General features: G+C 59.1%; 19 protein-coding genes and 3 pseudogenes. 10 read left to right on the forward strand and 12 right to left on the reverse strand.

Annotated elements, in window-relative coordinates; all coding sequences use genetic code 11:
• Nucleotides 1-40: 40 nt before the first annotated feature.
• Nucleotides 41-1,648 (reverse strand): bifunctional aspartate transaminase/aspartate 4-decarboxylase, encoded by a 1,608-nt coding sequence (locus G5V57_RS02800; protein ID WP_165166094.1) that lies wholly within the window; start codon nt 1,646-1,648, stop codon nt 41-43.
• Nucleotides 1,649-2,065: 417 nt separating this feature from the next.
• Between G5V57_RS02800 and aspT the strand changes: the two genes are divergently transcribed.
• On the forward strand, nt 2,066-3,757 hold the full coding sequence (aspT, locus tag G5V57_RS02805; RefSeq protein WP_165166095.1) for an aspartate-alanine antiporter: 1,692 nt from the start codon (nt 2,066-2,068) through the stop codon (nt 3,755-3,757).
• Nucleotides 3,758-3,781: 24 nt separating this feature from the next.
• On the opposite strand, the gene G5V57_RS02810 is transcribed toward aspT, so the two are convergent.
• Both G5V57_RS02810 and G5V57_RS02815 read right to left on the reverse strand, forming a co-directional pair.
• Complete coding sequence (locus G5V57_RS02810; protein WP_165166096.1) at nt 3,782-4,192, reverse strand: hypothetical protein; 411 nt, start codon at nt 4,190-4,192, stop codon at nt 3,782-3,784.
• Complete coding sequence (locus G5V57_RS02815) at nt 4,192-5,400, reverse strand: hypothetical protein (RefSeq protein WP_165166097.1); 1,209 nt, start codon at nt 5,398-5,400, stop codon at nt 4,192-4,194. Before G5V57_RS02815 ends, G5V57_RS02810 begins: the two co-directional genes overlap by 1 nt.
• A gap of 188 nt (nt 5,401-5,588) precedes the next feature.
• On the opposite strand from G5V57_RS02815, the gene G5V57_RS02820 reads away from it, so the two are divergent.
• From G5V57_RS02820 to G5V57_RS02850, 7 genes are all read left to right on the forward strand, one after another.
• On the forward strand, nt 5,589-6,488 hold the full coding sequence (locus G5V57_RS02820; protein WP_165166098.1) for a hypothetical protein: 900 nt from the start codon (nt 5,589-5,591) through the stop codon (nt 6,486-6,488).
• A gap of 253 nt (nt 6,489-6,741) precedes the next feature.
• Complete coding sequence (locus G5V57_RS02825; protein WP_165166099.1) at nt 6,742-7,188, forward strand: hypothetical protein; 447 nt, start codon at nt 6,742-6,744, stop codon at nt 7,186-7,188.
• A 483-nt stretch (nt 7,189-7,671) separates the two neighbouring features.
• Entirely contained in the window at nt 7,672-7,839 is a 168-nt protein-coding gene (locus tag G5V57_RS02830) for a hypothetical protein (RefSeq protein WP_165166100.1), read from the forward strand.
• 972 nt (nt 7,840-8,811) lie between these two features.
• On the forward strand, nt 8,812-10,086 hold the full coding sequence (locus G5V57_RS02835; RefSeq protein ID WP_165166101.1) for a site-specific integrase: 1,275 nt from the start codon (nt 8,812-8,814) through the stop codon (nt 10,084-10,086).
• Complete coding sequence (locus G5V57_RS02840; protein WP_165166102.1) at nt 10,083-10,511, forward strand: hypothetical protein; 429 nt, start codon at nt 10,083-10,085, stop codon at nt 10,509-10,511. Before G5V57_RS02835 ends, G5V57_RS02840 begins: the two co-directional genes overlap by 4 nt.
• 89 nt (nt 10,512-10,600) lie before the next feature.
• Nucleotides 10,601-10,876 (forward strand): transcriptional regulator, encoded by a 276-nt coding sequence (locus G5V57_RS02845; RefSeq protein WP_165166103.1) that lies wholly within the window; start codon nt 10,601-10,603, stop codon nt 10,874-10,876.
• Between the two features lie 454 nt (nt 10,877-11,330).
• The gene (locus G5V57_RS02850) at nt 11,331-12,839 is read left to right on the forward strand and encodes a DEAD/DEAH box helicase (RefSeq protein ID WP_165166104.1); all 1,509 of its coding nucleotides are present in this window, start codon (nt 11,331-11,333) and stop codon (nt 12,837-12,839) included.
• A gap of 1,485 nt (nt 12,840-14,324) precedes the next feature.
• Here the strand turns inward: G5V57_RS02850 and G5V57_RS35075 are convergent.
• From G5V57_RS35075 to G5V57_RS02865, 4 genes and pseudogenes are all read right to left on the reverse strand, one after another.
• A complete protein-coding gene (locus tag G5V57_RS35075; protein ID WP_371744713.1) occupies nt 14,325-14,804 on the reverse strand; it encodes a resolvase in 480 nt (159 codons plus the stop codon).
• On the reverse strand, nt 14,759-15,898 hold the full coding sequence (locus G5V57_RS02855) for a recombinase family protein (RefSeq protein ID WP_371744714.1): 1,140 nt from the start codon (nt 15,896-15,898) through the stop codon (nt 14,759-14,761). The genes G5V57_RS35075 and G5V57_RS02855 overlap by 46 nt, the downstream gene beginning before the upstream one ends.
• A pseudogene (locus G5V57_RS02860) lies at nt 15,895-16,340 on the reverse strand (DUF2924 domain-containing protein). The gene G5V57_RS02855 and the pseudogene G5V57_RS02860 overlap by 4 nt, the downstream one beginning before the upstream one ends.
• Before the next feature lie 12 nt (nt 16,341-16,352).
• The gene (locus G5V57_RS02865) at nt 16,353-16,613 is read right to left on the reverse strand and encodes a DUF3489 domain-containing protein (RefSeq protein ID WP_165166106.1); all 261 of its coding nucleotides are present in this window, start codon (nt 16,611-16,613) and stop codon (nt 16,353-16,355) included.
• A gap of 549 nt (nt 16,614-17,162) precedes the next feature.
• Between G5V57_RS02865 and G5V57_RS35080 the strand changes: the two genes are divergently transcribed.
• Entirely contained in the window at nt 17,163-17,435 is a 273-nt protein-coding gene (locus G5V57_RS35080) for a Rap1a/Tai family immunity protein (RefSeq protein WP_371744853.1), read from the forward strand.
• A gap of 1,098 nt (nt 17,436-18,533) precedes the next feature.
• Here the strand turns inward: G5V57_RS35080 and groL are convergent.
• Both groL and G5V57_RS02880 read right to left on the reverse strand, forming a co-directional pair.
• A complete protein-coding gene (groL, locus tag G5V57_RS02875) occupies nt 18,534-20,162 on the reverse strand; it encodes a chaperonin GroEL (RefSeq protein ID WP_165166108.1) in 1,629 nt (542 codons plus the stop codon).
• 69 nt (nt 20,163-20,231) lie between these two features.
• Complete coding sequence (locus tag G5V57_RS02880; RefSeq protein ID WP_165166109.1) at nt 20,232-20,546, reverse strand: co-chaperone GroES; 315 nt, start codon at nt 20,544-20,546, stop codon at nt 20,232-20,234.
• Nucleotides 20,547-20,809: 263 nt separating this feature from the next.
• Between G5V57_RS02880 and G5V57_RS35085 the strand changes: the two are divergent.
• A pseudogene (locus tag G5V57_RS35085) lies at nt 20,810-21,078 on the forward strand (protein usg).
• A 411-nt stretch (nt 21,079-21,489) separates the two neighbouring features.
• Here G5V57_RS35085 and G5V57_RS02890 read toward each other — a convergent pair.
• From G5V57_RS02890 to G5V57_RS34120, 3 genes and pseudogenes are all read right to left on the reverse strand, one after another.
• Nucleotides 21,490-21,993, reverse strand: coding sequence for an Hsp20/alpha crystallin family protein (locus G5V57_RS02890; RefSeq protein WP_165166111.1), 504 nt, complete (start codon nt 21,991-21,993; stop codon nt 21,490-21,492).
• A 92-nt stretch (nt 21,994-22,085) separates the two neighbouring features.
• The gene (locus tag G5V57_RS02895) at nt 22,086-22,562 is read right to left on the reverse strand and encodes an Hsp20 family protein (protein ID WP_165166112.1); all 477 of its coding nucleotides are present in this window, start codon (nt 22,560-22,562) and stop codon (nt 22,086-22,088) included.
• Between the two features lie 151 nt (nt 22,563-22,713).
• Nucleotides 22,714-23,306: pseudogene (locus G5V57_RS34120) on the reverse strand (amylo-alpha-1,6-glucosidase); the annotation flags it as partial.
• Nucleotides 23,307-23,579 lie beyond the last annotated feature (273 nt).

The raw sequence follows: 23,579 nt of genomic DNA on the forward strand, positions 1-23,579 counted from the left end.
CAGACCTAGATATTGCCGGCTTCCATTCTCGACTGCGCCGTTACTTCTTCTGCGACGCTTTGAACGCATCGACATAACCGCGCGCCACCGCACGCACGGAACGCCCTATGTCATCGTAGACGTCATCCGGGAGATTTGCGAAAGAAACACGCACGCTCCAGTTTGGCGCCTGGAAGCCGCCACCATTGAGCAATACGATCGAATGGTCCTCTGCCAACTTATAGACGAGATCGAGCGGATGGACATTTTTCTTGAGCCACTTGACCATTTCCTCGCCCTGGTATTTGCGCAGCCAGAATTCAAAGTCCAAGGTTCCATAATAGTAGGCGAAGTTGGGGTTCGGCTGGACATCGAGCGGCAGCCCCTCGAGCAGACTATCGACACGACGCTTGCAGATCTCGATGCAAGCTTTCTGGTACAGTTTCTCCGTATCCATGAGTTCGCTGAGCGAGAACATGGTCATCATCACCTGCTGCGGCAATGAAAGGCCGGCCGTGTGGTTGAGTGCCACGTCGCGGCTGTCGGCCACGATCCGGTCGATCATCTTGAGCTTGCGCGGCTCGAGCGTTATCGCGATGTAGCGCTTATCGAGTGCTTCCAGCTCCTTGGGCGGAAGCTTGGCGATCATGTCGTCAAGGATATTTCGCTCATGAATCGCAATGACGCCAAGACGCCAGCCGGTGCAGCCAAAGTATTTCGAATAGGAGTAGACGCCGATAGTATTGTAAGGCAGTTCCGCCATTAACGAACGGAAATTCGGAACAAAGGTGCCATACACGTCGTCGGTGAGAAGGATCAGATCCGGGCGCTTCTTCTTCACCAGGTCGACCAGCTTCTTGAGTGTCGCAGCATCGACCGCCATCGAGGTCGGATTCCCCGGATTGACGATAAAAAATGCCTTGATCTTCGGGTCCTCGAGCTTCTTGATTTCCTCATCTGAATATTGGAAACGATGCTCCTGTGTCGCCTTGATGTGAACGGCGTGGAGGGCGTAATCCTCGAGCTCGGCTATCTCGACATAGGGCGTGAAGATCGGGGTGCCCATCGCAATGGTGTCGCCCTTCTTCAGGATACGGTTCGCCATCAGCGACTTGAAGATATAGCACATGGCGGCGGTGCCGCCTTCGACGGCATAGAGATCGAACTTGCCCGCCGGTGGCTTGTCGCCGGCCATGGCCCACATCAAGTAGCGATGAGCGACCTGCTCCGCATGTATGAGCATGCGATCGGGAACTGGATAATTGTCGCCAATAATCGAATCCGTCAGTTCGAAGACGAAAGCGTCGGCATCGAAGCCGAAGGATTTCACGCCATGGTCCACCATCTTGGACAGGAAGCCGGCTCCCGGCATTTCCGAATGCTTGGCCAGCCAGTCTTCGAGACGCGCGGCAATACCATTCATTTGCGGCATTCCCGCGAGCCCGGCTTTCGGATTATCCATCGTCCGCCGGCATTCGGTCAGCGCGAACTGACCGAACAGAAAGAAGCCCTCGCGCGGGGTCGTCGCGATCCAGTTGGGATTGCCGCGGCCGGCATTCAGCAGGGCGTGGGCGGATTTCTGCGCGCTGCGCTTCGCAAGCTTGATCAACCCGTCCTTGATCTCGAACGGGCTCATTTTCTCATATTCGCGGTAATCGATCGTCTTCATTTACATTCCTCCGTCGCTAATAGGCGCGCCTTTTCAGTCGGCCTTTGATCCCCGCCCTTGTTTCACTGATGCCTATTCGGTCGGCGCCGCCAGACAGAAGCACCTTGGCTTGAGGATTTTTCATCGCTCGTGACGGTTCCGGCTCACCGTCTCTCCTTGCGGGCCCCCTACATTTGTGACTTGCTTTGTAGGCGCAATGGCAGTTCTGCACGATCAGAGCATGAGCGGAGCAGTAAGCGCGCTCCACGCCATTATTCATGGATCAACGACGATCGACGCTTGCAACTGGTGATCCTAGCACCTTGAATTCCTCACGCAAGAGTGTAGTCTCATTTGGTGACTTGGGCAGAGGGCCATTCAAGTCACGGTTCATTGCACGTCGCCGATACCGCCTAACTACGCAAAAGGCAGGGACTCATGGTTGACTGGTTTGTGAGCACGCTCCGCAGCTATCCGGAGATCGCAATCTTTCTCTCTTTGGGCCTTGGCTACTATTTCGGCGCCTTCAACTACAAGGGGCTCGGCCTCGGCGCGGTGACGGCCACACTCATCGCAGCCATCATCATCGGACAGCTTGGCATCACCATTTCGCCTCCCCTCAAGGCGACGGTCTTCCTGATGTTTCTTTTTGCGGTGGGTTATTCGGTGGGACCGCAATTCGTGCGAGGCATCGCCAAGGACGGCGTACCGCAAGCACTATTCGCGGCAGTCGTTGCCGTCTGTTGCCTGGCCGCACCATTTTTGGCCGCGAAATTCGCCGGCTATGACGTCGGCTCGGCAGCCGGATTATATGCGGGGTCGCAGACCATTTCGGCCTCAATGGGGTTGGCGACGGATGCGATCAATCGCCTGGGTCTGTCTCCTGAGGAAACCAAGCGTCTGCTCGACGCAATGCCGGTGGCCTATGCCGTCACTTATATTTTCGGCACCGTGGGTTCCGCCATCCTCTTGGCGCTGATCGGCCCCGCCTTGCTGGGCATCGACCTCGAGGCGGAATGCAAGCGCTATGAAGAGGAGAGTGGCGGCAAGAAGCTGCAGGGTGGCGCCGGCACAGCCTGGCACCATTACGAGCTGCGGGCTTTCCGCGTCAGGCAGGGCGGGAAGGTCGTCGGCCTCACCGCACGCGAGGCTGAGGCACTCGTCCCGGGTGAGCGCGTCTTCGTCGAGCGCCTCAAGCGGGACGGAAAGATCCTGGACGCGACAGAGGATACCCGCATTCAGGCGGGCGATGTCGTCGCTGTCGCCGGCCGTCGGGAGGTTCTGGTGCAGCTGATCGGCGAGGGAGCCGAGGAAGTTGACGATCGCGAATTGCTGGCAGTGCCGGTGGAAGGCGTGGACGTGTTGGTTACGAGCAAGGAGGCCGACGGCAAGACGCTGGCTGAACTGGCGCAGTGGCCAACGGCGCGCGGCGTGTTTCTGCGCAGAATCGCGCGTGGCGCCACCGCCACCGATATTCCTATACTGCCGAACACGCAGATTCATCGCGGCGACATCCTCACTCTCGTAGGGCGTACTCAGGACACGACGGCGGCAGCCAAGGCCCTGGGCGTCCCGGACCGGCCAAGCGATGTTGCTGACGTTGCCTTCATCGGTGGCGCGATCGCGATCGGCGCTCTGATTGGAGCGTTTGTTTATAAGGTCGGTGATGTACCGTTGACGCTGTCAACATCAGGTGGCGCGCTGATCGCCGGGCTTTTCTTCGGCTGGCTGAGATCGGTGCATCCGACCTTCGGTCGGATTCCGTCGTCGACGGTGTGGTTCATGAATTCCGTCGGCCTGAACATGTTTATCGCAATCGTTGGTATTTCATCGGGGCCGGGTTTTGTTGCCGGACTGCAGCAACTGGGCTTCAGCCTGTTCTTATGGGGTATTTTTGCCACGAGCGTGCCGCTGATTCTCGCGATGTATATTGGAAAATACATATTCAAGTTCCACCCCGCCATTCTGCTGGGATGCTGCGCGGGCGCCCGCACGACAACCGCAGCACTTGGCATGATCAACGACCGCGCCAAGAGCCAGATCCCCGGGCTCGGCTATACGGTCACCTATGCGGTCGGGAACACGCTGTTGACGATTTGGGGAATGGTCATGGTCATTCTGTTGACCTAGGTCAGCCCGCGCTGTTGACCTAGGTCAGCCCGCGCCGCCGCCCGGAGACTTCGGCGGCAGCGTCCGCCACACCTTGCGCCGCTGATCGACGAACACCTCGCGGCCCTCGTGCGTCACCGACCATAGCGGGTCGAACATTGATAGCGTGGCGGCGCAGGGTTTCCAGACCAGCTCTGCTGCCGCCGTATCGCCGAGCCCGGCGAGCGCCAGCGCCGCTTCGGATGTGACGCTCACCGGCGTGTTTGCGGCGGCCGCTGACGCGAGAAGCTCCCCACCGGCGGCGTCGATGCATGCGACGCTCCCGGCCACGTGGACGAGGAAATATGCGTTCTGTCCATCCAGCCGCCGGACCCGCCACGCGCGACCTTCCGGCGATTGTGGCAGACTGAGGAGCCGGCGCGCCTGAGCGATCGCCTGCTCGGAAGCGCCCGGCATCAGATTCCTTTCAGATCGAGCGTCAGCGACGCGAACACGGGACCGTCGATACGCACATAAAGACGGTGTCCGCCGATCGTGAACATATAGAACGGAAAATATGGCGACAGCGATTCAAGGCACGGCCGCCACACGAGATGCGGGTACATGCACACGGACTGCTTGCGTACGAGCAGCCGGCCCTTCCGATCGCCGAGCTCGATACGCTTCCCGAGGATCGATTTGAATGCTTGCTCAAGCGTCAACCAGGAGCCGGCGCGACGCGGCTTGGGCAGGAGAGCCGCCTGCATATAGTCGCCCCACCGGCCGTCGACCGCGGCCATGGCCACGATTCCCCTGTTCGCTTCGAATGGCACGAGCGCGTAGTAGCTGTCGAGACGGTCCAGGCGTTGCACCATCATGCCGGGCCTCGGTTTGGCTTTGCGCAGGATGGAGCCCCAATCCTCGCGCTCGAACAGTCCGTAATCGCGCATCCCCGCTACCGCAAATTCCGCCGCGGTTCTCGGTTCGATGAGGTCGCCTTTGCCGCGGCGCTTGGGCGCTTCGCGCATCCGGCCACCGCGCGGGGCGGGCGGCTCCGGATCGCACAGGGCGACGAACTTGCCATTCCAGTAACCGGCCGGCACCCCGGTCATATAGGTCGACTGCCACGTCGCATAGGTCACATGCTCGTTGGCGATGCCGCGGTCGCCGCCCGTGCCGCATCCATCGCCGGCATTGTGCGGCGGTGGCGGCGCAAGCGCGGGCGTGTAGAAACTGGGAGTTGGCGGCCACGGATTGTTGATGTCGAAGGCCTCGATCGCATAGCCGTTATCGCTCGAGCTTATGGGATGGGCGCTGGCGGTGTAGCCGCGAACGGTAATCCAATGCGCCCAGCCGTAAACGAGCGCGATCGGCGCAACCTGATAGTGGCGGATCGTCCAGCACAGTTTGCGCGAGATCAGGTCTTCGGTGTCCAGCGCGTACAGGGCGAAATAATTGGTGAAGGTCGGTGGACGGCGGTCCATGAGCGTCCATTGAAGGCCATCCGGCCCGGTGTACCAGCCGGGGTCAAGCGTGCTGTGGCTGTGATTGTCGGCATAGAGGTCGTCTTGGTCGAGCAGGCCGGCGCCAATCGTTTCCAGCACCATCTGCGCGCACGCTGCGCCGCAATAATAATCGGTGTCCTGCTGATGCATCTGGACAGCAAGGTTTTCGCTGACGGACATGGCAATCCTCCCGATTTGATGCGAGGGGACGATCTCCCCGCCTGGACACTTGATCACGGAGGAGACCGGAAGGCCAGCGCCGGCGCGGGCAGCCGGGAAGGGCGTCGAATCCGCCTCTTTTTCGTCGCACGCCCATCATAGACGAACGTTCCTTCGTTTGGCGGCACGTAGCATGCGTACGCGCGACATTGGGGCTTTCGAAGTTTCCGGCGCAACTGCGCCGTCATATCGCCGACCGGCTCAACTATATCAGTGTCAACGACATCGTTGTCATCCCGACCGAACGGCGATACGACCATAGTCCCTCGCATTACATCCTGGCGCCGAACAGCTCCGGCATAACCGTACGCGATCCGGCCGATCTCGCCGCCAGCGCCACGGAGACTCACCGCATGGATGCGAAGGGCTTTTGCAATCCCCCTGCGAAAGCCGAAAGACCCAGTGTGGACATTGTTGTCCTGGGCGATTCCTTCGTCTTCTGCTCGGGGGTTGAAGCCACCGATACGAGCACCAGCTATCTCGAGGAGATCAGCTATCTGACGACCTACAACATAAGCATCGGCAGGATCGGCCCCTATGAATATGTCGAGCTGCTCAGACACTTCGGCCTTGCCCTCAAGCCGCGTGTGGTAATACTCAACATTTATGAGGGGAACGATCTCAGGGATGCGCTCCGCTACGAAGAATTCCGGCTGTTTGGCCAAGATCGTCGGGCCGCGGAGAGCGCCCTTGAGGATGCGTTGTCATACAGCTATGCCCTTTCACTTGTCTACGCTTCAGGCGAGTGGTTGTTGCGCGATCAGATCAGTTGGCTTCTCGATTCCGACAGAAACATCGACTACCACTACACCGCCAGCTCGCAAGGGGCCTTGATGCCGCTCAACGAGTCAAACCGGGGAAGGACCGCTCACGCATTTTCCCGTCAATGTGCATCTGACACCCTATGGTCACCGGGTGTCGGCGACGGAATGGGCATCCGTTGTCGCGAAGGCTCTAGGCGCCACGGCGACAAATGCGGACGAGTAAATCGACAGCTGCCTCACCCCCTGGAACGCCCATGTAATCACCAAGCATTTTGCCGTCGTTGACCTACCTACCGTCGAATTTCGGGGCTTCGTTTCAATATGGCTACGCCCCGCCGGCGCTCAGCACTCACCGCACTGCACATCGGGACGCCGGCGGAACATCTCAAATGAAAGGTCGCCCCAAAAGATTCTATCTCGAGATGGAACATCCTCGGCCTTTCGGGCATTTCCTGTTGCCTGTCACACGGCAGGCACGCCCTAAAAGCCCGTCAGAGATGCGAGGATAACCGTTCGCGCATTCTCTGGCGGGCTGATCTTGCGGCTCAGCTGGCGCGATTGCGGCACTGCGGTCGTAACATTTCGTAAAGCAATGTGCGGGAACCGGGGCGTTGCAAGCATCGTTCTTCACTTAGTATTGCATTTCATGGAGGTATTAATGTTCCGGAAAACTTTGCTTGCTTGTGGTATCGCCCTTCCACTCGGCCTGATCGGCATGGCACCCGCGATGGCAGACGACATCGATATTTATTTGGGCAATGGCGGCTATGGCGATTATGGCGATTATGGCGATGGCCGATTGAGCTATCGCGATAGCCGATTGAGCTGCAATGAGGCTGCGCAGATTGTGCGCGATAGCGGCTACAACAGGGTCAGGCCCCGCGAGTGCGATGGCCGTGTCTACACATTCCGCGGTAGGCACAACGGCAATTCTTATGTCATATACGTGAATTCGCGCAACGGGCGGATGTGGCGTGAAGGCTGAGATAACAGGGACGCGCCGGCTGGATCAGGTGCCTGGAATGCGACGGCTCAGGCTTGTGGCCCTGTCATCCGGTCGGCGCGGCCGGGACGATGCGCGGATTGTGCGCGGATTGCAAGGCGCTGGGCGGATCTTCGTTTCGACTTAGAAACGGCGCACTTAGTGCGCATAACTTGTGACTTGGCGGATGACTGGCAGACATGCAATTCTCAGGCGTCGGCCTGCCCCAACCCCCGTTGACGTCCCAGCTCCTTCCATCGACGCGGACCTCAAGCAAGCTCAGCTCTAGCGCCTGAAAACGACGCAAGGGCAGTCGAGATTCGGACGTAACGGCAAGTAACGGGAGCAAGTTTGTTTCATTTTTGCGTTGTATTTTCTGCGAATCCCACCGCATGATTTTTACTTGCCGTAAATTCGATTGTTCAACATACTTACGGTTGTGGACGGCTCGCTGAGTCAGAACATTATCTGACAGAGGAGAAGCCTATGAAAAAGACCATTCTCGCCACAATGGCAGTATTGGCAATGTTGGCAGCGAGTCAGGCCGCGTTCGCCGATGGTCGTGGGCCCGGCGGTGACAGCGGCATTAACAACGGCGGCGCGCCGGATGGCCGTGGGCATGGCAGCGCTGACGGCGGCGGCGGTGGCGAATAAGCGCTGATATAAAAGGCCTCCCTTAGGGGAGGCCTTTCGTCTACCCTCCGGACCGCCAAGCGAGATGACGCGAGGTTAGCAAGGTAGCGGAAGAGTTTTTATCTCGATGTAGCTTGGCGAGGAATTGTTGAGGTTCTGGGCAACAACCTCCTTGAGAGCCGTACCCCGTTCCCATGAAGTTGCTGCCTTGAAGCGGAGGCGCGCGAGTCGGTGCGAGGTGCGACTAACCAGACGCCCTGCTCGCGCGCGTCTTGCCGAGGGTGAACGAGCCGCGAATAACGCCATGGTCAAAGTGGAGGTCGAATACAAGCACCGTCATCCGGGACGAAGATCGCCACGGAAATGCGCGCTACTACTACCGGCGCGCGGGCATGAGGAAGATCCGCCTGCCCGACATTCACTCGGAAGATTTCGACGCAGCCTATGAAGCCGTGAAGGCTGTGGGAGAGAAAGTGTTGCCGTCCACGAAAGCGAAAGCGCTGAAGTAATCTTTGCGCTAGCTGACTAACCGCTATTACCTCTCGCAAGAATGGCGCCTGCTCGATCCGGTCACACAGCGCCGCCGGCGCATCAGCTCATGTCGATATTCGGGTGGACGACGCTGCAACAGGCCGAGGTTTACACCAGGGCGGCCGAACAGAAGCGCCTGGCGGGATCGGCCATGCACCTGATCTTACCGACCGCAGCGCAGAATGCGCCGGCAACAGGAATTGTCCCACTGGCGCAGGATTTCGCTGTCCCACTCAGGAAAGAGGCTGGAAAATCATGATGTTGGGAAGTGGGTTGGCGCCCCCTAGGGGACTCGAACCCCTGTTTCAGCTGTGAGAGATATGTAAACCCGTCTACAGTTGTTCATGGATGTCAGACTAACTTCATATAAAATAAAGAAAACATATACTTGCGCCCACGCTTGCCTAGCGCTGTCCACGTATATATATTGGACAAAGCGTTGGACAAAGGGGAGTTTCAGCCGTGGCGAAGCGGGTTTACGACAAGATGTTGGACAGCAGGGCGGCGCGGGAGAAGCTGCCAGTTAGGGGCAAGCCATATTATCGCTCGCTCGGGCAAGGCCTTCACCTGGGGTATCGCAAGAACCAGAGCGGCGGGCGATGGGTGGCGCGCCTCTATGTCGGGTCCGGCGACTATCGGGTCGAGACTATCGCCGATGCCGACGACCGCCTCAATGCCAACGGCTCGACTGTGCTCGATTTTTGGCAGGCGCAGAAGAAGGCGCACGACCTTCACAAACAGTTGGCTGGTCCCGCCGAAAAGGTGTCCGCGGTCTATACCGTCGAGCAGGCGGTCGACGACTATCTGATCTGGATGGCGGATGCCCGCAAGTCGGCCCAGGACGCGAGGTACAAGGCAAATGCGTCGATCATCCCCGTTCTCGGCAGCAAGGACGTCTCGAAGCTCAAGGCCAGTGAGTTGCGCCACTGGCTACGCAACGAGGCGAAGACAGCGACACGCCTGCGGACCCGGAAGGGCCAGCCCCAGAAATATGCCGAGCTCACCGATGATCCCGAGAGCATCAGGCAGCGGCGAGCGACAGCTAATCGCATTCTGACAGTCCTGAAGGCCGCGTTGAATCACGCTTGGCGCGAAGGCAAGGTCACGTCGGATGCCGAATGGCGGCGAGTCCTGCCCTATGCTGGCGTCGATGGGGCCCGCGTGCGCTATCTCACCATCGCCGAGGCGAAGCGGCTGGTGAACGCTGCGGAGCCAGCTTTCCGCAAGATGGTACAGGCTGCGCTCAAGACTGGATGCCGCTATGGCGAGTTGGCGGCGCTCAAGGTGGCCGACTTCAATCCCGATGTCGGCACCGTCACGATCCGCGATAGCAAGTCCGGCAAGGCGCGCCACGTCATCCTGACTGAGGAAGGCGGCGAGTTTTTCAGGGCCGTCACTCTGGGCAAAGCGGGCGATGAGATCATCTTCACGCACAATGGCGGTCCCTGGCGTCATGCCCATCAGAGCCGTCCGATGGCGGCCGCCTGCAAGGCTGGTAGCATCAGCCCGTCGATCGGTTTCCATGGATTGCGGCACACATGGGCGAGCTTGAGCGTCATGGCCGGCGTCCCATTGATGGTCGTCGCCAAGAACCTTGGGCATTCCGATACGCGCATGGTCGAAAAGCACTATGGGCATTTGGCCCCGTCCTTCGTGGCCGACCAGATCAGGGCAGGCGCGCCCCGGTTTGGCACGGTTGAAGAGACGAATGTCACGCCGATAGGCGGCGCCAAATGAGCAGCGATCCCCACGACTGGCACGTGTTCACCTTCGGCGAGCTCACCATGGGCGAGCGGGTCGAGCAAATTGTCGAGGTTCTGGAGCGCGGCAACCCCTCGCCGGAATTTTGCCGCGAACTCGCTGACTGCCTGAGGGGCGTACCGGAGCGTGGGATCTTCGTGCTCAAGCCTGTTCCGGCACGAGGCGCTGGTCGTCCACGGAACAACCAACAATATGGAATAGGCATGGAAATGGGGCGGCTCGTGGACGACCAAGGCATCTCCGTCAAAGAGGCGATTCATCAGGTGCAACGGCGCTTCGGCAAGACGGGCACGACGCGATCGCAATGCTTGGCTGCACTCAAGGCCGAGCGTGAAACCAGAAAGTCGATCGAGAACATGAGAAAGCTTTGCCGCCAGCCCAAGCGCTGCGAGTCCGAATAATTATCCGAATTTTTCGGACCTCTTTGTTGTAGCGCGCTGATGAAGAGGTATTAATAAGGGTGTTCACCCATAATCGCTGAGGTGGACACATGGACTTTCAAGCTCTCGCCTTCACGATCAACGAATGGTGCACGGCTCGCCGGTTTTCGCGGGGCATGTTCTATAACTTGCAGAAAGCCGGCAAGGGACCGCGCGTCCACAAGGTCGGCGACCGCACGTTGATCTCCATCGAGGCCGATCGTGAATGGCTCAAGCAGCGGGAGGCCGAAGCCGAGGCCGAGATCGCTGCCAAGGCCCCGAAGAACGCCGCCAAAGCCTCTGCCATAGCCGCCGCCAAGGCGTCGAAAGCGCGCGGAGCTTCGTGATCGGCCATGTCCATGAAAGCATCGGGGCCTGCCGGACGGCGATCCGGACAGGCCCCTGAGAAAGTAGTCGGCGAGCAGCACGACGGTCCTCTCGATACCAACTCTAAATCGCCGACGCAAGTCTCCGATTGCCACGCAGACAAGCATCGGAAGGACGACGTGTAGTGAACACTCTCTTCCGACCGCCCCGCCAGAAGCTCGAACCGATGACGCGCAGGTATCCGTGTCCCACCTGCCCGCTGAATGACGACTTTATCAAGCGCTGCATGCTCGGACCGACCAAGAAGCAGGCGCCCGAGCTGCGGACATATGTGACGCCGCGCTCGACGATCGACGCATTCTGGTACGTCGCGCGAACTTATGACCGTGCATATGTCAATCGCTGGCTTGCCGATCATCCTCTTGACCGTAGTTACTTACTGAAGCTTTGGCGCGAGAGGCAAAGGCGGGCGCCATGACGATCAACCTTCGCCAGTATCAGATTGAAGTCATCGACGAACTGCGAGCGGCAGTAGCGAATGGATCGAAACGCACCCTTCTCGTCGCGCCGACCGGTGCCGGAAAAACCGTCATTGCATCGGCCATAATTGCCGGGGCCGTTGCGAAAGGCAAACGTGTCCTGATGGTGGCGCACCGTCGCGAGCTTATCGACCAAGCTTGCCGAAAGCTCGACGACGCCGGAATCAAATCGGGCACCATCCTTGCCGGTGATTTTCGCCGCGATGACGATGCGCCGGTCCAGGTCGGCAGCATCCAGACCATTCATGCCCGCGCCATCCGAGGCGAGCGCATGATCCTTCCGAGAGCCGATCTGCTCATCGTTGATGAAGCACACCGAGTTCGCACGTCGTTGTATCAGCAACTGCTCGACGCCTATCCCCATGCCAAAGTTGTCGGATTGACAGCGACGCCGTGTCGGTCTGACGGGCGAGGTTTGGGTAACGTGTTCAACGAGATGGTTCAGTGCCCGTCCGTTCAGGAGTTGATCGACCTCGGGCATCTTGTGAAAACCATCGTCTATGCGCCTGAGACGCCAGACCTCAAGGGCGTCAAGATCAAGCGCGGCGACTATGCGGAAGATCAGCTTGCCGAGCGCATGGACAAACCGAAGCTCGTCGGGGATATCGTCTCGCATTGGCATCGACTGGCGGCTGGGCGGAAGACGGTTGTCTTCGCGACGTCGATCGCGCACTCCAAGCACATCGCGGACGAGTTCAACAGGGCGGGCGTGGCTGCTGCCCACATTGATGGAGCTACGCCGAATGCAGAGCGCTCGGAGATTCTCGCCCAGTTATCCAGTGGTCAATTGAAGGTCGTCTCGAATTGCGCTGTTTTGATCGAAGGATGGGATCAGCCGCACGTTTCCTGCTGCGTCTTGGCCCGGCCGACGAAGCACATGGGTACCTACCGGCAGATGGTCGGCAGAGTCCTTCGCCCAGTCCCCGGCAAGGACCATGCGCTTGTCCTGGATCATGCCGGAAACACGTTTGAGCATGGTCGCGTCGAGGACCGCGTCGAGTGGACGCTCGATGCGGATCAGCGGGCGGAGAACTCTGCGCACAGAAGCAGACGGCAGGAGGGCTCGCGATCGAGGCTCGTAAGCTGCCAAAAGTGTAGCGCAGTCAGAGTGGCTGGCGAGCCCTGCCCGCAATGCGGCTGGCTTCCTAAGAGGCGGGGCGAAGCGGTCGATGTCGAAGATGGCGAGTTGGCACGCGTCGACAAGAAGGGCAAGGTCCATCCGCGCGATTGGTCGGCCTTCGAAAAGGACCGCTTCCTCGCGGAGCTGATCTGGCTCGCGAACGAGCACGGCTACAACCCCATCTGGCCGAGGTGCCAGTTTAAAAACCGTATCGGCCATTGGCCCAACAATAATCCTATGCCGGTCGAGCCGAGAGCCGAGACGAGAGCCTGGATCAGGTCACGCATTATCGCTTGGGCCAAATCGAAAGGCAGGGCGGCGTGACCACGAGCCGCAAATGGGCCGCCGTGCACCGTGTCCGGCTCGGGCACGTCCGCAGGCTTTTGAAATATCGCTATCGTGGCCCCACGGTGCCCGACGACGACGCCGGACGGGAGGACTTACGCACCCTCCTTCACGTCAAGGCCGTCTGTCACCCTCCCGGGCCTGACCGGGTGCGGAAACTCATCAACGAGATCGAGCTCACGGCGCCATGGAAAGACACTAACGCGGCCCAGAAGCTCGCCGATGAGATTGCGGAGAAGCCGCTGACCCTCAAGGCCGATACTCTCGGTAGGATGCTCCGCATGGATTGGGTCACCCGCGTTGGGCTTCGGCTGTGGCAGATCGGCCCCGAAGACCTTGATGCCGAAGCGCGCAAGCAACAGCGAAAGCGTCGGGACCGCGAGCGTAAGGGAGACGCTCGCCGGGATCAGGGCCGAAAGCCACGCGCCGAATATGAAGGCAAATCTCTGTCACGTCTCAAGCCTTGGGAAGCAGAGGGCATATCGCGAGCGTCGTGGTACCGCAGGCAGAACCGTGAACCGGTGGCACAGGTGTGTCCGCAGACCAATGGATCGATGAGACAAGTGTGTCCGCAAAGTACCTTTCTTAATCCAGTGGACACACCTGTCTCACGGCACGAAGGGGGCTCGGGAAAACACCGAGGTGATGTCTCCAGTGTACATCATCCTGAGTCAGGGAGACGGCGGTGACCAACAGGCAAGCGCTAGAGCGCAAAGCCCCGATGGTAAACGGACACACCTGTCTCACGGCCAATGTCCCGCCTGGCTCGATGCCGACCTTTACTGACCTCAATGCCTTTCCCGGCCGGAAACCCGCCTGCGATCGCCGACGAGTTGGAGACGGCCCCACGATGACGCCGCCTGATGGAGGGGGGACTCGAAAGTCTGCAAGGTGGCGCTGAAGCGGACCCCCGAGGCCGTCATAGAGAGATTTTTTTCACCGCGTCAAAATGTTGGGACACGACCAGTTTGTGTGGCGTTCTGGTGTCAGGTTTTTTTACGCTATGCAAGACAGGTGGAACTATCCCAATGGTTGATTCCGCTATCGCTGATCAACTGCCTGGCTTGGTCGGTCCACTGCCTTGGATAGTCGAAAAGGTCGTCGGTTCGATTCCGACGGGCTCCACCACTCACTCCTTGATATTATCGGGCTTTCGATAAGGATACGAACTTACCCGATATTTCCGCGACTTAGCGCTCAAATGCGGGAGCGATTGCGTCTCTGTCAGTCTCTGTGTCGTCCGGCACGCTCGATGTTTGCGGAAAATCTCTAACGCCAGAAAAGTGTTTCCGAGATTCGCTACACTGCTTGCGTGGAGACCAGTTCGACTGCGCGAAGAGACCGGTTCGTATGTCGCTCAAAAGCTCAGTCGTTTGCCAGGCGCAGAACAAGTCGAGTCTTATCCAAACAGATTGTCCGCCGGGGATGACCACCGCAATGGCGCAATCAGAGCGCGACTGAAGATCAGGCGATTCCGAGAAGGCGTCGTTGCTCAGCCCAGTCCAAAGGAAGCTCCGTCAGGCGGGTAAGGCCGAGACCGCGTGGCAGACGTCCCTCGATCGCTGCAGCGACGATGTCCGACGCCAGAAAGGCGAGAGATAGGGTGTGCCTGACAGTTCTTTCGCTGCAGCCCTCCCTCAGGGCTAGAGTTCCTGTGTCCGCCACTTTGCCACCAATCAGCTCGTCGAGCCAGACAATCGCTTTGTGAATTGCCTTCAACAGGCGAGTACGATTCTCAATCTTCATGGGCTGTTGGGCCGCGGCATCACTTCCCTGCGGCACCAGCAAGTCGCGTTTGCGGGTCGTCGGAGGGGGTGGTGCCCAGGGGATGGTAATAATCTCGGCCGTGCTGGCTCCATCGGTCGTATTGATCGCGACATCGAGGGTTCCGTTACGGATCACGACTTGGCCCAAGTACCTTTCGACCAGATCCCGGTCTTCCATTCCACCCTCGCCGGACACTTTGTCTCTGAGGGCGGTGAGAACTGCTTTCTCGATTTCGTTTGCCGGAAGACGCGGAACCGATCCAGCCTGTCCCCTTTGACCCTGGACGAGGGCAGTCGACACATAATAGCGATAGCGGACTCCCTTTTGATCGCATAGGTCGGTGACATCCGATTATTCCGGTCATCGAAGAACTTTCCGGTCAGAAGTGCCTCCGAGGCGAGACGATCTTCCCGGCGGACCTGTAGATTGTGCGAAAGCCGGGCCTGAACCGTATCGAAGAGAACAGGGTCAATAATAGGCTGGTGCTCTCCCTTGTAACTCTGCCCCTGGTGATTGATCTCGCCGAGATAGACCCGGTTACGCAGGATGTGATTGAGGGGGCCATTGGTCAGAGGACCGCCTCCCACGGTGCGCCCGGACGACAAGGTTCTCACTCTGGTAATAATACCCTTCTCGCGCAAATCCTTTTGCAGGGCGGGGAGCGAGCCAAGCTCCAGATAGCGAGCGAAGATCAGCTTGACGGTCGCCGCCTCTCCATCATCTACAATCAGGTGCTTGTTCTCGACCCGGTAACCAAGCGGGACGACCCCTCCCACCCACAGGCCCTTTTTCTTTGAGGCGGCTATCTTGTCACGGATTCTTTCGCCCGTAACCTCCCGCTCGAACTGCGCGAAGGAGAGAAGGACATTGAGGGTGAGGCGTCCCATTGATGTGGTCGTGTTGAAGGACTGGGTCACCGATACGAAAGAGACCCCATGGCCGTCGAACAATTCCACGAGCTTTGCAAAGTCGGCCAGCGCACGGGTCAGCCGATCCACTTTATAGACAACGACGATATCGATCCTTCTGGCCCGGATGTCGTCGAGTAACTGCTGCACAGCAGGCCGCTCCAGCGAACCACCCGAGTATCCTCCATCATCATAAGTTCTTGAGAGGGCCTTCCAGCCTTCCGAAGCTTGGCTTTTTATGTAGGCCGAACAGGCCTCTCTTTGTGCATCGAGAGAGTTGAAGTCTTGCTCCAATCCCTGGTCGCTCGAGACGCGCGTATAGATCGCACAGCGCGCGGCAACGCGTTCAGATGGCTTGGTCATTTCTGGGAAGCCTTCCGATCCAGACCGAAGAATCGACGACCGTTCCATTTGGTGCCGGTGATAGCGAAGGCGGTCTCGGACAGGCTGCTATACCCGACCAGGCGAAGCCATTCTCCAGAACCATAACCCTGTGCAGCTCGCCGCCATGCTCCCTGATGAGAACGCTGCCGGGCCGAAGCCCGGAAGCATTTGATGGAGACAGGCCTCCTGCCAGGACCTTGTTGAGGGTGACGCGAAGAGAGCGGTGCGGGTCACCTGACACTTTCGCCTGAATACGGTAATGCAGCAGGCGCTGGAAGAGGGTGCGTGGAAGATGCGTTGGCACGTTCCTACCAAACCTCACGCGCCAGAGACGATGGAGCTCGGCATCTTCAAGCGAAGAGAGTTGGCCGAAATCGATCGCCGAGACCAATTGTTCAACGTTCTCTAGAATTTTTTGCATCTGGCCTCTCCGCTACTTGATCGAGTAACGGCGGTCTGAGCCTGGGGCCTTCTCTGACGACAGAGACAGTCCGAGCTTTTTGCGGACGTGGCCGGCCAGAAAACCTCGGACCGAATGGAGTTGCCAGCCCGCAGCTTTGGCAAGTTCATCGATGGTTGCCCCTCCGGGGCGGGCCAGCAGCTTTAGGAGGCCGTCAGTCTTGGTGAGAGAGGGTCCCCCAGATTTGCGGCTTAGGGACTTGGTTTTGGATTGATGGCGCGTGAACTTGGGCATCGTGGTGCATCCTAGTTAGCGCTGGCCATTCCAGCGCTTGCACCACCTCGAGCCCGGGATCGACCGGGCTTGGAGTTAATCAGGGTACCTTTACCGCCTCTTATCCATGCTTGCTGTGCCGCGGAAGTCCAGCGAAATATCACCGCCGGTTCTGAGGCTAACCGCATCATCTCTCTCCGCCAGTTTCATGTTATAAATAGTTGTTTTTGTTTATATTTTTTTATGCGCCTCTTTTTTCGTCCTAGGCTCCGTCCTAGTTTCGGCGTTCAGTGTGAAGCGTCTGTCGGATAGGCTCTCACCGTTTTCGCTCCCGGCAGTCGAGTAGTCCGCAGGCCGTCGTTGTGGATACTGGCGAGCGGCTTTCGTCCTCTTCGCTGCTGGGAGGCAATTGGCTGCATAGTGCTCAAGACGCGCCGTGCGTCTGCGTCCCTTCAATGAAACTTTACCTGATGGGAAATCGTTGGGCATCACATGACGTGGATCAATTTAATCACCGCGGGTGGGATGCTCGCTTGCCTAGCGCTGGCACCACCCGCTGCAGCAAAGAGCATGTGGAACGCGGACAAGCTCTACGCCGAATGCAGTCGGTCGAGCGCTCGCTGTGCATCGTATCTTGCCGCAGTTGTTGATACAGCAAATGAGGCTGCGGTGATTGCCACGGAAAAGTTGGTGATCTGCCTCCCTCCAAGAGCGAAGGTGGGAAGGCTTGGGAAGGTTGTTCTGAAGGAATTGGAGGCGCGACCACAGGCTCGCACAGGCTCGGCTGCTTCCGTTGCTTTGAGGGCTCTGAAGAGGAAATGGCCCTGCCCCAAACAGTTTTGAGTGGGACGGTAGAGCATCTGGGCCAGCTGCCGCCCGACGCTCGACTCCATGGCCATGAGCCGATGCCGTAGTCGCTGATACCGCTCAGCGCTTGTTCTCAGATAGCCGCTCTATCTCCGCGAGACGGATCAGCCGTTGCTTCCTGTTATTCCATGAGTGTCTTCTGGGCGTAGGTCGTGTCAGCGACTGCCGCAGTCAGGAAGCAATAAGTCGCTCCTGTGGGTCAATCTGATTGTCGGCGCGGTCCGCGTCTTTTCTGCTCTCCAAAAGGGTCTTGTGCATACGAGTGCTTTAGTGAGGCCCAGGTTTGGATCAGGGGCGGCCGAGGTACCGGAGGTCGCGCCGCGCCGCTCCCCTGTCGATCCCCTCCTCGCATTTTTCGTCAGAATTTTGGCCGCCAGTGATGTGGTTGGCTATGCTATGATCGACACGCCTTCAGGAAGGGAACAGGCGGGCAGTCGTGGCCCATAGGTATTTCAATCCAGAGCGCATGGCCGAGCTTTCTCGGGTCTTTGTTGAGCTGCGTACTCATTTGGCCGACCGGTGTATCAGCGATAACGCAACGCTCGAAACCATAGCGCACCGTATCATTTATCTCGCGGGCTGTGGCCGAAGTCCGGCCGAAATACTTGCAGAGATGCTGCGGCGCGACGCGACTTCAAAGGCGTAGGTCGGCTGGGGTTAGCGGGGCCGCCCGACGCCCTTCGGCAGCTTCACGTCTTGGTCCCTGCGATGTGACGCGTCATGCGGCCCAAGTCGACGTCTCTCGCCCTGATCCGTGCAATTTCTTCGAGTCTCGCGCCGGTCAGCGCCGCGATCATGCTCGCGTCATAGACGTCACCGCATAGGCCAAAGAGCGTCTCGATCTCCTCGTCAGAGAACGCCCGCTTCTTCTCGCCCGGTCTCTTTGGGTCAGCCTTCGGCCTAAACCGCGATCAATGATTGAACCTTCCTAGGCGAGCCCTTCGTCCTCCATCCAATCCCAATACCCGGGCAGCGCCGTCAACGGTAATCCTTTTCCCCAAAACTCCATATCCTACCAATTGCCCTACCAAAGGCCCACCTCCGGTTCCCCGAGGCGGGCATGGTCAATGGCGGTTAGTAGTCCATGCCGCCGCCAGGCTGCATCGCCGGTGCCGTTTCCTTTTTCGGCTTCTCGGCGATCATCGCTTCGGTGGTCACGAGCAACCCCGCAACCGAGGCAGCGTCCTGCAGGGCGGTGCGCACCACTTTCACCGGATCGATGACCCCTTGCGCATAGAGATCGCCGAATTCCCCAGTTTGTGCGTTCCAGCCGAAGCCTAAAGCGCTATTTTCACGGAGCTTTCCGATAATGATGGAGCCCTCGGCCCCGGCATTCTCCGCAATCAGGCGCGCCGGCGCCTCAATGGCGCGGCGAACGACCTCGACTCCATACTTCTGGTCAGCGTTATCAGTCGTAACCTTATCAAGGGCCTTGGCAGCACGTAGCAGCGCCACGCCTCCACCAGGCAGAACGCCCTCTTCAACAGCCGCGCGCGTGGCGTGCATCGCGTCGTCAACACGGTCCTTTCGCTCCTTGACCTCGACCTCGGTCGAGCCGCCGACACGGATCACCGCCACACCTCCGGCAAGCTTCGCCAGCCGTTCCTGCAGCTTCTCGCGGTCGTAGTCCGAAGTCGTTTCCTCGATCTGCGCCTTGATCTGATTGACGCGGGCGTCAATATCGCGTTTTGCACCCGCGCCATCGACGATGGTCGTGTTCTCCTTCTCTATGGTCACCGTCTTGGCCCGCCCGAGCATGTCGATTGTGACATTCTCGAGCTTGATGCCGAGATCCTCGGAGATGGCGGTTCCACCTGTGAGGATGGCAATATCCTCGAGCATGGCCTTGCGGCGATCGCCGAAGCCCGGCGCCTTGACCGCGGCCACCTTGAGGCCGCCACGCAGCTTGTTGACCACGAGTGCCGCCAGAGCTTCGCCTTCGATGTCTTCCGCGATGACGAGCAGTGGCTTGCCCGACTGCACGACAGCTTCCAGCAGCGGGAGCATGGGCTGGAGACTGCCGAGCTTTTTCTCGTGAATCAGGAGATAAGGGTCCTCCAATTCAACCCGCATCTTGTCCGGATTGGTGATGAAGTAGGGCGAGACATAGCCGCGGTCGAACTGCATGCCTTCCACGACTTCCAGCTCGGTTACCGCGGTCTTGGCTTCCTCGACCGTGATCACGCCCTCATTGCCGACCTTCTGCATCGCCTCGGCAAGAAATCGTCCGATTTCGGCATCGCCATTGGCCGAAATTGTACCGACCTGGGCGATCTCGTCGTTCTTAGTCACCTTGCGAGCATTGGCCTTGAGCTCCGCCACGACGGCGTCGACGGCCTTGTCGATGCCACGCTTCAAATCCATTGGGTTCATGCCTGAGGCCACGGCCTTGGCACCCTCCTTGACGATCGCCTGGGCGAGCACCGTTGCCGTCGTGGTGCCGTCGCCGGCGGTGTCACTGGTTTTCGATGCGACTTCTCGCACCATCTGGGCGCCCATATTCTCGAACTTGTCTTCGAGTTCGATTTCCTTCGCCACCGTCACACCGTCCTTGGTGACGCGCGGCGCGCCGAAAGATTTATCGATGACGACATTGCGGCCCTTGGGACCTAGGGTTACCTTCACGGCGTTGGCGAGAATGTCGACGCCGCGCAGCATCCGCTCGCGCGCATCGCTATGAAATTTGACTTCCTTGGCAGCCATTTGATCACTCCTTCTTTAGGCAGCTTCTTCTTTAGGCAGCTTCATTGACTGGGTGCGATTAGTGCCAGGTCAGGCCGCACGCTTTACGGGGGCCTTCTCCTCGATCACACCCATGACGTCGCTCTCCTTCAGGATGAGCAGCTCTTCGCCATCGAGCTTGATCTCAGTGCCGGACCATTTGCCGAAAAGGATGCGGTCCCCCTTCTTGACATCGAGCGGCTGAAGCGCGCCCTTGTCGTCGCGCCCACCGGGGCCGACGGCCAGGACCTCGCCTTCCTGCGGCTTCTCTTTTGCGGTGTCCGGGATGATGATGCCGCCTGCCGTTTTCTCATCGGCGTCGATGCGGCGGACCAGGATACGGTCATGCAATGGACGGAACGTCATATCGTTCTCCTCGTTGGACAAACAGATTTTTGAGAGGTTCCACCGCCCAGCCCGCGGGGGCCACAGCGGGGTCCGCGATACCTCATGGGCATCGCGTGCAATACGAGCTAATTTGCCCCCGCGTGATTTCAAGAGGTCTGGCGAAAAATTTTAGCACTCACCCATTGAGTCGGCCAGCAAGAGGCCGGCAATGGATGCACCGGAACCCTCGCAGAACGAGACTGTTATTCTGCCTATCCGCATCCTGGGTATAAGAGGGACGTATGATCAGCAAAGAATTCCTGCTTCGCATGCACGGCTACGGCCTTACCACGGCCGAGATCCATTACCACCTTCCCGACTATCCCGGTTTGCTGCAACTCTTCCTATGGTCACACCACGACCTGGCGCCGGAATTCCCAACATTGATGGGCTTTCTCAGCTATTGGGAGCGTGAGATCGAGGGCAAGCTGCATTCGGTGCGCATGCTCATCACGCACTCGTGGAGCAGGCAGAGTGGCGTCATTTCGGCAAGGAGATCGCCCTCCCGTGAGTACGCCAGCTTCCGTTTATCCAGCGAAAAAACAAGCCGGCCACAACCCTCATGCTGTCGACTAAGGACGGATCGTGGTGAACCAGAGGCTACGGCTGCGCCCATCCCGGCGACTGGGCGGTGGCGGCCGGCGAAATCGCCGAGAAGCCGAGCGCCCAAGGCGAGATCAATGACCAGAGACCCCAACCTGATGGAATGCAAAAAGCGCGATCACCCCGATCACCGCGACGGCCACACGTAGAACGCCCCACGGCCAGCGGCGCACCCGAACTATCATTGGCGGGGTATCTCGCCGGAAAAATGATTGTGTTTATGTGTTGACTGACAATCTCCACCATTGCTGATCCCTCCCAATTTGGCGAAGGACGCAGCCGGCGGCGGCCGATGGACTGCCGCCGGCCCTCACAAGACTCAGCTCTTGATCGCGATGCGCTTAATCTGCGACTGCGCCTTTTCGCTCTTGGGCAGCAAGATGTGCAGCACGCCGTTCCTGAAGCGCGCCTCGACCCTGTCCTCCTCGACGTCGACCCCGAGCGGGATGCGGCGCTCGAAATGGCCATAGAAGCGCTCCGAGAAGCGTCTATCCTTGTCTTCCGTCTGGGACTGTTTATCACCTTTCAGCGTCAGCACGCCGTCGCCGAGCAGGACTTCGACGTCTTTCTCGTCGAGGCCAGGTATCTCCGCTGTCACCTGGACGTCTTTGTCCGTTTCAGAGATCTCGACATTCGGCCAGGATCCGTTGAAGGACGAAAGCGATCCAAAGCGCGGCAGCTGGGTGTCGAAGCTGCGGAAGACGTCATCGAACAGGCGGTTCACTTCTCGGTGGAGCGAGAGAAACGGGCTACGTTCCTCTTCGCGATAGGCATTCGGGGCCGTGGAATTCCGGCCCCAGGGTATGAGAGCACGTACATTCATGGCTTCCTCATTTCAGTTTCTCTGTCAAAATTTGTTCCCAAGCGCTGGGCTCATCGCCCATCGCCCTGCGCACGAAGCGCGTCCGGGAAAACTCAGGCTGCGCGCTTCCCGGCTTCGATCCGCTTGGTCTGGACCTTCGGAGGCGACCCGGTGAATGCAACCGCGATGCGGCGCGGCTTCATCTCATCGGGAAGCTCGCGCTTCAGCTCGATCGTGAGCAGGCCGTTTACCAGACTTGCGTCTGAGACCTTCACATGGTCGGCGAGCTCAAACCGGCGCTGAAATGCGCGACCGTTAATGCCGCGATGGAGGTATTGTCCGTTGTCCTCGCCGGTTTTCTCGCCCGACACAACGAGCATGTTCTGCTCTTGTGTAACGGTCAGTTCGTCTTGGGTAAATCCGGCCACCGCCATGGTAATGCGATAGTCGTCCTCACCAATCTTGGCGATGTTGTAAGGCGGCCATTTATCGATCGATTCGACGCGGCTCGCGGCCTCGAGAGCGTCCAGCACGCGGTCAAAACCGATGCCCGACCGGTACAGTGGGGTAAAGTCAAAGGTGGTTCTCATAGCCACATCCTCCTTGGAGCAACATGGATACAGGTTTTCCCATCGTCGGATGCCTGCCGGCACCCGCCGACCGCGCGGGCCCCCCTTTGGGCAGCCCACGCCCCCACGATTTAGTTAGGCTTGTTAGAGGTTCAAGAGGCCTCCAGGCTGGTCAAGCCGTTGTTATCACTTTGACCGGCCCCCGGCGATCGAGAACATCGACGACGACTTGCGATCCTGACCGTTTTAGCATCACATCAGCAGACGTCCCATCAACAATGTTGAGGTTTCGAAGCGTGACCTCGCCGATGAAAGTCCGGCAACCTCGGATCCTCGAAGGTGAGACGCCGCGGGGTCGAAGCCCAGGCCGAGACAGGATTGCAAAAGGTAAAGCGGTGCGGCGGCGGCCCAGGCGTGGGGGGCGCAGGCGACAGGATAGAAAGTAGGCCCCCTCGTAAGCTGCCGTGCGAAACCACAGAGAATTTCCGGCAAGCGACGGAGGTCGACATAGGTCGAAGCCAAAAGTCCTCTGAAGTGCGCCACCCTCCCGCGCTTGAAGCCGTAGCGTGCGAAACCGGCGGCAATCAGCGCACTCTCATGGGGCCAGACCGATCCATTGTGATAACTCATCGTACGGTATCGAGCCTCAGTGGCTGCCACCGTCCGAACGCCCCAGCCTGAAAAGGATGCCGGGCTCACCAGGGTCTTTGCCAGGACTGCGGCTCTTTCTGGGTAGGCAATGCCCGTTAACAAGGCATGACCGCTACATCGCCGAGGAGGCTCCGAACTTGAGCCGCCCACAGGCCGTGTGCCCTGCGCTGCAGGACTGTGCGTCGAGATGGGTTATCTGCCGTGGAATGGTATGAATACTGACTCGGACTGATGACCCGCCAGGCGTGGGGTTACTCATACGTTGTCCATGGTTTTTTCGGCGCAAGAGGATTTCTTTTCAGTCCATTCCTATTAGAAGGAGTTGTAAGTCGAGTTTCAGTTCGGAACAAAAATTTTTCCGACCGGGACTTGAACTCAGGACTTCCC

Origin of the sequence: Nordella sp. HKS 07, assembly GCF_011046735.1 — a bacterium.
In the GTDB taxonomy this organism is placed as follows: domain Bacteria; phylum Pseudomonadota; class Alphaproteobacteria; order Rhizobiales; family Aestuariivirgaceae; genus Taklimakanibacter.